This window comes from Paenibacillus sp. ov031, assembly GCF_900143165.1.
GTDB classification, from domain to species: domain Bacteria; phylum Bacillota; class Bacilli; order Paenibacillales; family Paenibacillaceae; genus Paenibacillus; species Paenibacillus marchantiae.
This window is the reverse complement of sequence record NZ_FRDO01000008.1, coordinates 184,868-198,355: the sequence shown is the minus strand read 5'-3', so window position 1 is coordinate 198,355 and position 13,488 is coordinate 184,868. Positions and strand designations below refer to the sequence as shown.

Below are 13,488 nucleotides of genomic sequence, written 5' to 3'. Positions count from 1 at the left end.
AATGTTCTCAGCTGATCTTGCTACAGCTACACCATTCAATTTGTTTAAGGAGTGCACTCATTCATGGAACAATTCAGACTACCCAAAATACCGATGCCACCTGTTGCATTGCCACAAGCTGTACAGGCTGTAATGAAAGAAGCAGAGCAGAAGCTGTCACATCGACCGAAGCTGCTTCAACTATTTAAGAACTGTTTCCCGAATACGATTGAAACAACAACTAAATTAATGGACGACGGCACGACATTTGTCATCACTGGCGATATTCCAGCTTCATGGCTACGGGATTCTGTGGAGCAAGTGGTGCATTACATTCCATTTGCCAAGGAAGATCAAGACCTGCAACGCATTATTGGTGGTCTGATTAAGCGCCACATCCAGTACGTTCATATTGATCCGTATGCCAACGCCTTCAACGAGACAGCCAATGATTGGCACTGGAACACCACCGACGTGACCGAGATGTCACCTTGGGTGTGGGAGCGCAAATTCGAGATTGATTCCTTGTGCTTTGTTGTGCGTCTCGCTTATTTATATTGGAAAGAAACCGAACTGACCGATATTTTCGATTCCAGCTTCAAAGCCGCCATGCGCAAAATCGTGGATTTGTTCCGGGTGGAGCAGCATCACATGGAGAAGTCACCATACAGCTTTACCCGCAATAACGGCATTGCTACGGATTCAATTCGCAATAACGGACGAGGTATGCCCGTCAATTACACAGGCATGATCTGGTCCGGTTTCCGTTCTAGTGATGATGCGTGTGATTTCCACTACAACATTCCAGGCAATATGTTTGCCGTGGTTGCCCTGCGTCAGATGCAGGAGTTCGCGGAGTGGGTATTCCGGGATATGGAGTTCCTGCAGGAGCTTAAGGATCTGGAAGCCGAAGTAGATCATGGTATTCAGCTGTACGGTATTTACCGTCATCCCGAGTTTGGCCCGATCTATGCCTATGAGACGGATGGTTTCGGCAACTACTGCCTGATGGATGATGCGGGTACACCGGGACTGATGTCCATTCCTTATCTTGGCTACGTCACAGCGGATGATCCGATCTATCAGAATACGAGATGTTTTGCGCTTAGCAAAGAGAATCCGTTCTATTATGAAGGCAAAGTTGCCAAAGGAATCGGCAGCCCGCATACACCGCCGGATTACATCTGGCATATGGGTCTGTCCATGCAAGGATTGACGGCCCAGTCTGCTGAAGAGAAGCTCGAAATCATTCGGATGCTGGAAGCAACGGATGCGGATACAGGATATATGCATGAAGGTTTCCATGCCGATGATCCGACGATTTTTACGAGAAAATGGTTTGCTTGGTCCAACAGCCTGTTCTCCCAGTTGGTCTATAAATCCATGAAGGATGGTTTGCTATGAGCAGCGCACAAGTGAAGAGAACCAAGTTGATTATTTTCTCTGATCCAACGTTTCCAGTGGAGGGTACTTTGCCAACGCAAGGTGCTCTTGATTCATGGAAAGCATCGGAAGAGATCATCGTTGTGGGCGCGGATGATTTGGCTTCGGCTTTGAGCACAGCGGCAGGTGAAGGGTGTTTCGTGAACCTGCATGCGCCTTATTTTCCTAAATCCGCTTGGACCGAAATCGCAGCTTTTCTTCATCAGGGGGGAAGTCTGATCAGCATTGGTGGCGCACCATTCAAACGTCCTGTTCGTCAGGAGAATGGGGCATGGATTTCCGAGTCGGAACAAACGGCGTATCACCAGGAACTTTACATTCATGAGGCGTTAAAGGTATCCGCAGCCAAAGTGGATTCACTAACTTCCTCAGAAGATATTCCACTCCTTGCAGGCAAAGAGAGACTGTTCGAGAATGCGGATACGTGGAATCTGGTACCTCATACAACCAAAACAAGCGATTTGCCACATCAGATGGGTTCCTCAGGTCCGATGAGCACGCAGATTTCTCCGCTGCTCCGCGGCCGCAGCAAGGATGGTCGCAACATCGCTGCCCCAATCGTACTATGGGAAAACTCCCGCAGTACGTTTGCCGGTTCGCGCTGGCTGTTTGTGCATCTGCCTTTGACGGCTACCTTCTGGGATCAGAACGGAGCAGCCGAAATCGTGAACTGGGCGCAGTATTGCGCCAAAGGTGTAACCGAGCTATCTCTGAAGCCGAACTATGCTTCGTATGAATTGGGTGAACGAGCTTCACTGATCCTCCAAACTCAAATTCTACAGCGTGCGGGAAGCAGACGAAGTGAGCCGGAGCTGTGGACGTTTGATTTAACCGTTGAACGGGAAGATCGCACAAACGGCACGGTAGAGAAGGTATGGAATCATCAACTGGAGCTGGAACTTTCCGGCGAACAGCGTTTTGAACGCATTCTTCTTCCGGTTTCAATCGAGAGCGGGCTGTACCGAATCGTGGGTCGTGTTCAGGCACCGGATGGCGAAGTTCGCATACTGCGGCAAGGCTTCTGGGGTCAGGACGCAGCTTTGTTGGCAGAAGGGGAAGTCATTACACGCAGCAGAGATTATTTTATCAAAGACGGTCGTCCATTGCCTGTGGTTGGTATGACCTACATGACCTCTGATGTGGCACGGAAATTCCTGTTCCTTCCTAATGCGGATGTATGGGATCGGGATATGGCACAGATGGCGAAGGCCGGCATTAACTGGATTCGGACCGGAATCTGGACTGCCTATCGCAACATGATGCAGGTGGATGGTCATATGTCTGAGGATGTACTGCGTGCTATTGATGCGTTCCTGTTAACGGCAAAACGGCACGGCCTTCAAGTGACGTTCACCTTTTTCTCCTTTACACCCGAGACGTGGGAAGGAACAAATCCATATTTGGACCCGCAGAGTGTAGATGCACAGAAACGCTTCATCCGCAGCATTGTTAGCCGTCACAGACATTCCACACATGTGGACTGGGACTTGATTAATGAACCGTCGATGTTTGATCCTGTGCGCATATTCTCCGATGGGCCACGTTCGGCAAGAGATTCGTATGAGCAGCAGGCGTTTATCGAGTGGCTTCAGCAGCGGCATCAGACGATTGAAGCGTTGCAGGAGGCATGGAACATGTCACCTAAGCAGCTGCCGGACTTTACCGCAGCGATTATTCCTGAACCGGAAGAGATCAATTTCGATGTACAGGACATGCACAAGGCTAAAAAAGGAACACGCTGGCTTGATTACTGTCTCTTCTCGATGGAGATGCATAATGTTTGGGCGAGAGAGCTTGTAGGCACGATCAAGGATCTTGTTCCCCATCATCTGGTTACCGTAGGGCAGGATGAAGCTCTCGGAGCACAGCGGCCTTCACCGTTCTTCTATGAGCGGGAAGTGGATTATACAACCGTGCATTCCTGGTGGCTCAACGATGACCTGATCTGGGACGGCATTTTCGCCAAAACACCACATAAACCCAATCTCATTCAGGAGACAGGCATCATGTATGTGGAAACCCCTGATGGCCGGGCCAAACGTACAGAGGAAGAGCTTCACAGCATTCTGGAGCGCAAATACGCCTATGCCTTCTCAACAGGCGGTGCAGGAGCAGTGCAATGGATCTGGAATACGAACTTCTATATGGATAATGCCAATGAATCTCATATTGGAGCGCTGAGAGCGGATGGTACGGAAAAACCTGAAGCCGATGTGTCTTACGATTTTGGCCGATTCATGGAGCAGATTCGGGACTTGTTTACCGATCGCGAGCTGGAGGAGATTGCGGTGGTCTTCCCGTATTCCAACGATTTCTCGAACCGTTCCCTGGCTTACGATGCAACTACAAAATTGACCCGTGTGATGGCTTATGAGCTGAAGCAGCCATTCCGGGCTGTATCCGAGTATCATCTGGAAGCATTGAAGCAGCAACCACCGAAGCTGATCATGGTTCCGAGTCCGCACAACATGGACAGTGATGCCTTAAGTGAGCTATTCAACTTCGTGGAGAATGAAGGAGCTACGCTGCTTATTACTGGCCCGCTCGGGTTGGATGCTTATTGGAAGAGAAGTGATCGAGCAGATCATCTTGTTGGCCAGCGCAGTCTGGGCAACGTACAGCGAGAAGAAATGCTGAATATTAACGGGGTGAATCACCGCGTCACGTATGGTCGTCGCCGGATTGCCGAGGTGGCGAAGGAAACGTTGCTTCATGCGGAGAATCATACACCTGATGAAGTAGAAGTACTGCCATTAGGCAAAGGCAAGTTGATCTGGAGCCCGCTGCCGCTGGAGCTGAATGGCCGGGATGAGCCGCTGGCTGACCTGTATCGATATGCGTCAGAAGTGGCTGGTATTAAAAATGAACTGGAATGGATATCTGGCGGTGATCTGGCAGGGATTTATGGCCGGAAGCTGAGCTTCCCGAAAGGGAATCTGTACGTATTTGTATCGGAGTTCGCTTTGAATCATGAGGTGAAAGTCAGAGATACACGTACGGGAGTCATATATACGTTCCTGTTGGAGAAAAATCGCTCGGTGCTGTTTGCCACAGATGATGCCGGACAGCTGCAAGCCGTATATCGTCCGGATGAAGTAGAGATTGTACAACAAGAGGTAGAGGGGGAATAATACAATGACCAAACCAACAAGCAAATCGAAAAGAGCGCATATTATTTCTCACACGCACTGGGATCGGGAATGGTATTTGCCGTATGAGAAGCATCATATGCGATTGGTGCAACTGGTGGATGCCTTGCTGGATCAGCTCGATCAGGGGCCAGATTTTAAAAGCTTTTACCTGGACGGCCAGACGATCATCATCGATGACTATCTTCAGGTTAGACCTGAGCAGAAGGAACGGTTGGAGAAGCATATTCGTGATGGCCGGATTGTCATTGGGCCTTGGTATATTTTGCAGGATGCCTTCCTGACCAGTGGTGAAGCAAACGTACGTAATATGCAGGTTGGACATCGGGATGCCAAACGTTACGGAACACCTTCAAAGATCGGATACTTCCCAGATACGTTCGGACTTGTAGGACAGACACCGCAGCTTATGCTGCAATCGGGCATTGATAATGTCTTTTTTGGGCGAGGCGTGAAGCCAACGGGCTTCAACAACATGGTGTCTGACGATGGATACGAGTCCAGTTTCTCAGAGCTGATGTGGGAAGGTCCGGATGGATCTAAAGTGCTCGGTGTTTTATTTGCCAACTGGTACTCTAACGGGAATGAAGTTCCGGTGGATGAAGCTTCAGCTCGTAAGTTCTGGGAAACCAAGCTGGCTGATGCGGAGAAATATGCATCGACGAATGAATTGCTGTACATGAACGGATGTGATCACCAGCCGATTCAGAAGGATCTGCCTGAAGCCATCCGTATGGCTGAACAATTGTATCCCGATATCGAGTTTGTTCACTCCAACTTCCCGGACTATCTGTCAGCGTTGAAAGCATCTGCGGTTCAGGAGCTGTCTGTTGTAAAAGGAGAGCTGCGCAGCCAGCGTACCGATGGCTGGGGCACTTTGGTGAACACGGCTTCCGCACGCGTTTATCTGAAACAGATGAACCAGCTGGGCCAAGCCATGTTGGAAAAAGTGGCTGAGCCCCTGGCGTCGTTCGCGCACCTGTTGGGTCATTCATATCCGCATGATCAGTTTACCTATGCCTGGAAAACGTTGATGCAGAATCATCCGCATGACAGCATCTGTGGCTGTAGCGTAGACGAAGTACATCGCGAGATGGTCACACGGTTTGATAAGAGCCGTCATGTCGCTGAGGCCCTGATTGAGGATAGCACCAGCCAAATCGCTGCAGCTGTGGATACTTCAACCTTTGAACGATATGGTGATGAAGCCCGGCCTGTGGTTGTGTTTAACACTTCGGGATGGGAGCGCAGCGGTGTGGTTCAGATTGAACTGGATGCGGCCCGTTTGTACTTCCGCGACGGTTTCTCATTGGAAGATATGGCAGCCAAAATGAATGCCATCGACCTGTCAGGTCGTATATTGGTGGATGAAGAAGGCAAACCAGTTCCGTGTACGGTAGAGGATCTGGGTCTGCAATTCGGCTATGATCTGCCGGATGATCGATTCCGTCAGCCATATAGCTGCCGTCGGGTCAGCATTACGTTTGAAGCAGAGAATGTGCCTGCACTTGGCCTGAAGACGTATGCCTTGGTTCGCATGGACAGCAATGCCGCGAATTCAAATACACTGCTGCGTGGTGAACGTGGCATGGAAAATGAATATTTTATCGTAAATATTGCAGACAATGGATCTTTTGCACTTACGGATAAACGGACAGGCCGAACGTATAAAGATCTTGGCGTGTATGAAAATGTCGGTGATATCGGCAATGAGTACATGTTCAAGCAACCGGAGAACGAAGTAGCACTGACTACGAAGGATCTTCGGGCAGAAATTCGAGTTATCGAAGATGCGCCTTACAGAGCTTCGTACGAAATTGTTCATCATTGGGAGATTCCTGAATCCGCCGACGAAACGCTTGATCGTGAGCAGCGGGAACTTATCTATTATCCGCATCGTAAAGCTCAACGTTCCAAACAAATGGTTACGCTCAAGATCCGAACCATTGTGTCGTTAAGCCGCAGTGGAAAAGGCATCAAGCTCGAAACAACCTTCAACAATCAGGCGAAGGATCATCGGGTGCGGGCACTCTTCCCGACGGATCTGACAGCTGCTGTTCATCACGTTGACTCGATGTTCGAAATTGCTACTCGCGATAATACGCCTGCACCGGAATGGCAGAATCCGAGCAACACCCAGCATCAGCAAAGTTTTGTTGATGTGAGCGAGGATCAGGCCGGGTTGGTTGTAGCCAATCTCGGTCTGAATGAATATGAGGTTCTTGAGGATGGACGGAATACGATTGCGGTGACATTGCTTCGTGCCGTGGGAGAGCTTGGAGACTGGGGATTGTTCCCGACACCGGAAGCTCAGTGTCTTGGCGAGCATTCCTTCCAACTGGAGATTATCCCTCATGACGGGAACGGAGCAACATCCGGAGCGTACATTGAAGCTTATCAGTTCCAGATTCCATGGACTTTGGCTCAGACGAACGTACACCCGGGATTCCTGACGCCAAGCAACACACCTTTTGAGTGGCAAGGGGACGGTCTTGCGTTTTCTTCACTGAAGGTGAACGAAGATTCGGGTGATCTGATGTTGCGTTGGTATAATATGGGGTCGAATACGACTGAGTTGAAGTTTGCTGCTTCTGAGTCCATCCCGCAAGCATTGGAAGATGCATATCAGAGCAACATTCTGGAAGAAGAGACAGGTAAACTGAATTCTTCGATGATAAATGGATCTTCCACTGCCTTAATCAGCAAAGAATGGGCTCTTCAAGCGGGACCTTGTGAGATTGTTACGGTGGGGTTACGTCGTTAATATTCCAAGCGTGATCGGATATATTTTTTGTGTAATGTCTAACCGAAGTTCTGCGCACTGTCATGGAATGGATAATGCTTTTTCCAGCTGAAAATGTTGAGTTATTCCTCAAGTTTATATAGAATGAACAGTAGAATTACAAGCGATCGAAGGTTACCCTGCCATCATGATGGTCATCGTAAAATTCAATTGTTCATTCTATATTGAAACTATTAAGGGGGCTTGAAGCCATGGAATCCTTGGGAGGACTGCTTCAGCAGCTGAATCCTTCCTTTCGTGAACAGTCGCGGCGGATTGCGGCGGAATTGATGGAAGATCCGTACGTACGCGAATTCCGCGCAGGTCATCCTGAACTGAAAGATGCACAGCTTATTACCGATCTGAGCAAGCTGTATCAGTATGCCAAAGATTCGAAGAACTGTGCGAACTGTCCGGGGCTCGACAACTGTCCTAACGATTTCCAGGGTCACTTTTGCAAACTGGAAGTAGAGCATTTTAACGGTAAACCCGAAATTATAGATAAAAAAGCACCTTGTTCCAAACATATCGCCCGGCAGAATGAGCATGTTATCAAGCAAAGAATCCGCAGCTTCTATGTGGACGAGCGTGCGCTCAATGCAGGATATAACGATGTGGAAATTATGGGCAAGGATCGGATGCGTGCTCCGGCGGTGAACCAGGTTCTGCGTTATATTAACGACACCAAGGAGAATGGATTGTCTCCGCAAGGACTGTTTTTGGAAGGATCATTTGGAACGGGCAAGACGTTTCTGATGTGTTATCTGCTGCATGAACTCGCGGTTGTGGGCCACACAGGTGTTATTATCTATATGCCTGATTTTGTGGAGGATCTGAAATCCATGATTAGTGAAGGAAACAAGCTGAAGGAAACGACGGATATTCTGAAAAGCTGTGATCTACTCATCTTTGATGATATTGGGGCAGAGAATCTGAACCCATGGGTTCGAGATCATGTGATGGGTTCCATTCTGAATTACCGTATGAATCGCAAACCTACATTCTACACGTCTAATTACAACTTGGATGGGCTGGAGAAACATCTTAGCTTCACCAGCAGGGACGGCGAGGAAATGAACAAAGGCCAGCGTTTGATGGACCGGATTCGTCCGTTTGTTGATGTCATCTCGGTTCGAGGTGAGAATCAACGGGGTAAACGTTAATTTCTATTTATGTTACCGATCTGATCTATTTTTTACTCATATAGTCCCAAAAAAAGCCTGGCTTTCGCAATGTCGCGAAAACCGGGCTTTTCTGGCCTGCGTGCAGCCTGAAGATCCTATTCGGTGATAAATTTGAAAATCACCATTCCGAAAAAGATAACCGTCATCAGGCCGGCCATGCCAGCAACACCCGCAATCAGATCAAACAGATCGTTACGGGGTTCCTCGTTCACATGTTCACGCGGGTCGTTGATCCGCACATTTGCATCCATGGTATTGCCTCCTTATGGGGATAACAGCTTGCCCTTACAGGGAACTGAAGCCCGGAGTAATTTTAGTATACTTGGAAAAGAAAGCGTTTGTAAAGATTTTGCAGTGAACCCGCTAGTTCCCCAATTGTGAAGATTTGATGTTGGGAAGATGAACATTGATGCGTTCATTTCACAACATTAGAGTTGCTGTGTTATACTGGAAGTGTCGTTCGCGACGTTACAGGTTAAAATAAACCGTAAGTATATATAAGGAGGACAATTTCATGGCTATTGTTAACGTATCCGATCAATCCTTCAACGCTGAAGTCGAAGGCGAAGGAACGGTTCTTGTTGATTTCTGGGCGCCTTGGTGTGGTCCTTGTAAAATGCTCGCTCCAATCTTGGAAGAGCTGTCCACCGAAGTTGGCGATGCAGTGAAAATTGCTAAAGTCAATGTGGACGAAAATCCGGAATCCGCTTCCCGCTTCGGCGTAATGAGCATTCCAACATTGATCTTCTTCAAAGATGGTCAACCGGTTGATAAAGTGGTTGGTCTGAACTCAAAAGATGCTCTCAAAGGAATTATCGAAAAACACCAATAATTAACCAAGATTTCACATACGCCTCCGGTTATGCGCCGGGGGCGTTTTGCGTCGAATACTTTCATATAGGACAATATAAGATATACTATTTATTATAAGGTGAAACTGAAATTTACATGAACAACGGAGAGGGCAGAAATGACTTGTAGAAACGAAGTGGTCGCCTAAAAGCTTTCTGAAAGAAAGCTACTTCGGAAGCATGCCCTATCCCCGGATTTATACGTTATAAGAAAAGAATCAAAGAAATCTGGGGATAACAGCGATCGAAAGGTCATTCTGTCATCGGAAAGCCTCATGTAAGGTGAAGCTATCAGCTTTCTCAGTAATCGGGAAGGAGGACCCACCGAATTATGGATGAATTCATTACAAACGTGCAGGAGCAGGAGAAGGCACTAGAGCAGATTCGCCACAAGCTGGCTTTGCTGCCTGACATGTCCGGCTGTTACCTGATGAAAAATAGTGAAGGTACTATTATCTATGTAGGTAAAGCCAAAGTGCTGAAGAATCGCGTAAGATCATATTTTATCGGCAGTCATAATGGGAAGACACAGCGCCTGGTGTCCGAAATCCGTGATTTCGAATATATCGTTACCGGCAGCAATATGGAAGCACTCATTCTGGAGTGTAACCTGATCAAGAAACATATGCCGCGGTATAACGTGTTGCTCAAGGATGATAAGACATTTCCTTACCTTAAAATTACGAATGAAAAGCATCCTCGACTCGAAGTGACCCGGCGGGTGCTCAAAGATAAAGCCAAATACTTCGGACCTTATCCGAATTCATATGCGGCACACCAAACGAAAAAGCTGCTTGACCGGATGTATCCGTTACGCAAATGCGGTGTGATGCCGAAGGAAGTATGCCTGTATTATCATATGGGACAGTGCCTCGCTCCCTGTGTGCAAGAAGTGGGCAAGGAGCAGTATGATGAGATCTCCCAGGAGATCAGTTCTTTTCTGAGTGGAGGCCATGAGGAAATCAAGAAGGATTTACAGCGCAAAATGCAGGAAGCGGCTGAGGATCTATATTTTGAACGTGCCAAGGAACTTCGGGATCAGGTCATTGCCATTGATGCGATGATGGAAAAACAGAAAATTACGATGGCGGATGCCAGAGACCGCGATGTGTTTGGTTTTGCCATTGATAAAGGCTGGATGTGTGTCCAGATTCTATATATGCGTCAGGGGAAAATGATTGAACGACATGTATCAACGTTTCCATTTTACGGTGAGGCATACAGTGACTTTATGTCTTACGTGACCCAGTACTACAGTGATAATCCAGCGTTGCCACAGGAGATCTTACTGCCGGAAATGCCAAAAGATATGGCAGCTGATGACGGTGGTGCGGATGATATATCCGATGCTGCTGGAGCGGTACCTGCGGCGGTGACAGCCGAGTCAGAAGAGACAACGCGATTGGCGCAAGATTCTGTGGTTGAGCTACGTGTTGCCGAGGCCCGTGCATCTTATGGTGATAGCCAACCCGAAGCAGAAGCGGAAGAAGCTACGATGGTTATCCAGGAAGACGCTGTTGCTCAGGAAGATGTATCGGCTGATAAACAGCCCCCAGGTCTTGAAGATCCTTCTCAAGTCGCAGCAGCATTGCAGGAATGGCTGGAAATCAAAGTCCACATTCCGCAGCGTGGATTGAAACGCCAGATGATCACGATGGCCGTGGATAACGCACGTGTGGCACTGGAAGAGAAGTTCCGCCTGATTGAGCGGAATGAAGAACGGACATCGAAAGCTGCTGAAGGACTGGGACGTTTTATTGGACTGGATCAGCTTCACCGTATCGAAGCGTTTGATAACTCGAACATCCAGGGTACGAACCCGGTATCTGCCATGATCGTATTTACCGATGGAAAACCGGATAAGAAGGAATATCGGAAGTACAAGGTCCGTTCTGTTGAAGGTCCAGATGATTATGAAACGATGCGAGAGGTCATCCGTCGTCGTTACGAACGGGTGTTGAAGGAAAACTTAACCCAGCCTGACCTGATCGTGGTCGATGGAGGTAAAGGGCAAATTTCGGCAGCCGTGGACATTTTGGAGAATGAATTGGGCCTGTTTATTCCGGTATGTGGTCTGGTGAAGGATGCGAAGCACAAGACCTCACAATTGATGATCGGCAACCCGCCGGAAGTCATCTCCTTGCCGCGTGACAGTCAGGAGTTCTACCTGTTGCAGCGGATTCAGGAAGAGGTCCACCGTTTTGCGATTTCGTTCCACCGCGAGCAACGTGGTAAATCGATGGTGACTTCCCGTCTGGATGCCATTCCGGGGATCGGAGAAAAGCGGCGCAAGCTGCTGCTGAAGCATTTTGGCTCTTTACGCAAAATAAAAGAGGCCAGCGTCGAAGACTTCCGGCCTCTATCTATTGGTGACAAGCTTGCGAATCAGATTATTGCAGCACTTCGTGATGAGGAGTCGTGACATACGGCTTCTCTTTTTGTTTTGGATTCATCTTATAGATGACATAACCAACGATGGCCGGAAGCACAATCCAGAAGAGTCCTGCGGAAATGTTCAGTGCATCACCCATGAAGATCAGGCTTAGCCCCATCAACAGGCTGTCAAAGATAACATGCGCGAATACAACGGCGATGAAGCCGTGGCGCAGCATGATCAGACTGAACAAAAGTCCGATGACAGTAAGCTCTATTGGACGTGTGATCACCGGATAGATCGGGTACAGGGTGTGTCCCAGAGCCCAGATCAATGTTGGGATAAGGCAGGCGATGAACGTATTTCGTACCACCTTCTGCATCATGCGAATCCCGAACAGGCGATAGACCGTTTCCTCACCGATCCCGGCCATCCAAGCCATAATCGGGAAGATCCAGGCATAACTCATGTTGTATGTGGACTGGTCAGCCGATGTTGTTGACCAGCTTCCAATACTGCGCTCCAGAATAAAGAACAGTACGGATTGCACACCCAGTAGAATCAACGCCCATAAGTAGCCTGTATACATACTGTGCAGTACATATTTGCCGTATCCGGGTTCTTTGGCCCGAGGCCAAGGATTCAGACCGATTTTGCGCCACATGCCGTCACCGGCAACGAGCGACAGATAGATGGTTGCACTCATAACCAGCGTTATCCCAGCTTGCATCACCATCAGGAAGGTCAGCATAAAATTAGATAGCCCCTGCGCCTGAAAGAGCGGGATCATGTTCAGTGTGCCAATCACGGAAGCCGCAAAGTATACCAAGGACAGAACGATTCCGCGTTTGAACGACGTGTTTGCCCTCGTCAGAATACTGTAGATGATCGCGAGCACGCCAAGCACAAAGGTCAGGAAAGCATAACCGCCGTAAGTCATCCAGTTGGCTTGCCGAGTCTGATTTTCTACATAGTCAGTATGGGAGTCAGGGACTGAGAAGACCGATTCGAAGGAGCGAACGGCTCCGTTTTCAAACGTAAAATTCAGTTCCAGCTTGGAATCTCCAATTTGCTTTTCATTATCTGTGTATTGCAGCCCCGCTTCTTCTTCACGGGTGTCCAGTTGAAGTTTCGGTACAGTATACCCGAATTCGCCAAGGACGCTAGCGGCAAGCTGCTCTTTTTCATTTAGAGAAAGGTTATCTTCAGCTAAACGTTGGGCAGCATTCACTTTGCTTTTGTCCTGCTCAGCCTCAATGGATGCATACAGGGAAGAAGGCAGTTCGCGCTTGAAACCGACAACTTTTCCTGTTCTCATATGTACGTCAACATTCAAATAACCGCCTTTGTCCTGATCGGGCAAACGAACGCGGTACACATCGTAAGGATAGGTTGTTTCCCATTTCTTGTTATAGGTTTCTAACTGTTTGGTTTTGGCCATATACCCATAAATATCGGAATGGGTTTGGTACGTCACTAGCTCGTTTCCGGTATCCGTCGGAAGGGTATAATCAGGTAGAGAAGCTGCAAAAGATCGTGCCGACTCCGCCGCTTTCTCCTTGCTTATGAAGGAAGTAGACTGGATATCAGTCGTTTGCGATGAGGTGGCAGGAAAGATTTGAAAAACGAAAAACAGAATCAGACCAATCGCCGCAAGCAACCCTAAACGCTTGAAGTTAGCTTTGAGTACCAAAGGCTGCCCTAAGGGATTCATTTAATATTGTTC

At 48.3% G+C, this 13,488-nt stretch carries 8 protein-coding genes; 6 read left to right on the top strand and 2 right to left on the bottom strand.

Annotation, left to right across the window (positions count from 1 at the left end; genetic code table 11):
- The first annotated feature begins 63 nt into the window (after positions 1–63).
- The 4 genes from BUA17_RS26295 to dnaI all read left to right on the top strand — a co-directional run bounded on the left by BUA17_RS26295 (position 64) and on the right by dnaI (position 8,516).
- A complete protein-coding gene (locus BUA17_RS26295) occupies positions 64–1,383 on the top strand; it encodes a glycoside hydrolase family 125 protein (RefSeq protein WP_072735475.1) in 1,320 nt (439 codons plus the stop codon).
- Positions 1,380–4,553: a beta-galactosidase gene (locus tag BUA17_RS26290; RefSeq protein ID WP_072735474.1), complete on the top strand. Its 3,174-nt coding sequence runs from the start codon at positions 1,380–1,382 to the stop codon at positions 4,551–4,553. The genes BUA17_RS26295 and BUA17_RS26290 overlap by 4 nt, the downstream gene beginning before the upstream one ends.
- A gap of 4 nt (positions 4,554–4,557) precedes the next feature.
- The gene (locus BUA17_RS26285; RefSeq protein ID WP_072735473.1) at positions 4,558–7,335 is read left to right on the top strand and encodes an alpha-mannosidase; all 2,778 of its coding nucleotides are present in this window, start codon (positions 4,558–4,560) and stop codon (positions 7,333–7,335) included.
- Between the two features lie 230 nt (positions 7,336–7,565).
- Positions 7,566–8,516, top strand: a complete 951-nt coding sequence (gene dnaI / locus BUA17_RS26280) for a primosomal protein DnaI (protein WP_053783224.1) — start codon at positions 7,566–7,568, stop codon at positions 8,514–8,516.
- Positions 8,517–8,632: 116 nt separating this feature from the next.
- Here the strand turns inward: dnaI and BUA17_RS31020 are convergent, their stop codons facing one another.
- Positions 8,633–8,788 (bottom strand): YqzM family protein, encoded by a 156-nt coding sequence (locus BUA17_RS31020; RefSeq protein ID WP_090810527.1) that lies wholly within the window; start codon positions 8,786–8,788, stop codon positions 8,633–8,635.
- Between the two features lie 263 nt (positions 8,789–9,051).
- On the opposite strand from BUA17_RS31020, the gene trxA reads away from it, so the two are divergent.
- Together trxA and uvrC are read left to right on the top strand one after the other, a co-directional pair.
- Positions 9,052–9,369 (top strand): thioredoxin, encoded by a 318-nt coding sequence (gene trxA / locus BUA17_RS26275; protein WP_036605788.1) that lies wholly within the window; start codon positions 9,052–9,054, stop codon positions 9,367–9,369.
- A gap of 350 nt (positions 9,370–9,719) precedes the next feature.
- Positions 9,720–11,810 (top strand): excinuclease ABC subunit UvrC, encoded by a 2,091-nt coding sequence (uvrC, locus tag BUA17_RS26270; protein WP_072735472.1) that lies wholly within the window; start codon positions 9,720–9,722, stop codon positions 11,808–11,810.
- Here uvrC and BUA17_RS26265 read toward each other — a convergent pair.
- Positions 11,779–13,476 carry a CPBP family intramembrane glutamic endopeptidase gene (locus BUA17_RS26265; protein ID WP_063566091.1) on the bottom strand — a complete coding sequence of 566 codons (1,698 nt, stop codon included), beginning with the start codon at positions 13,474–13,476 and terminating at the stop codon, positions 11,779–11,781. The genes uvrC and BUA17_RS26265 overlap by 32 nt on opposite strands.
- Positions 13,477–13,488: the final 12 nt, after the last annotated feature.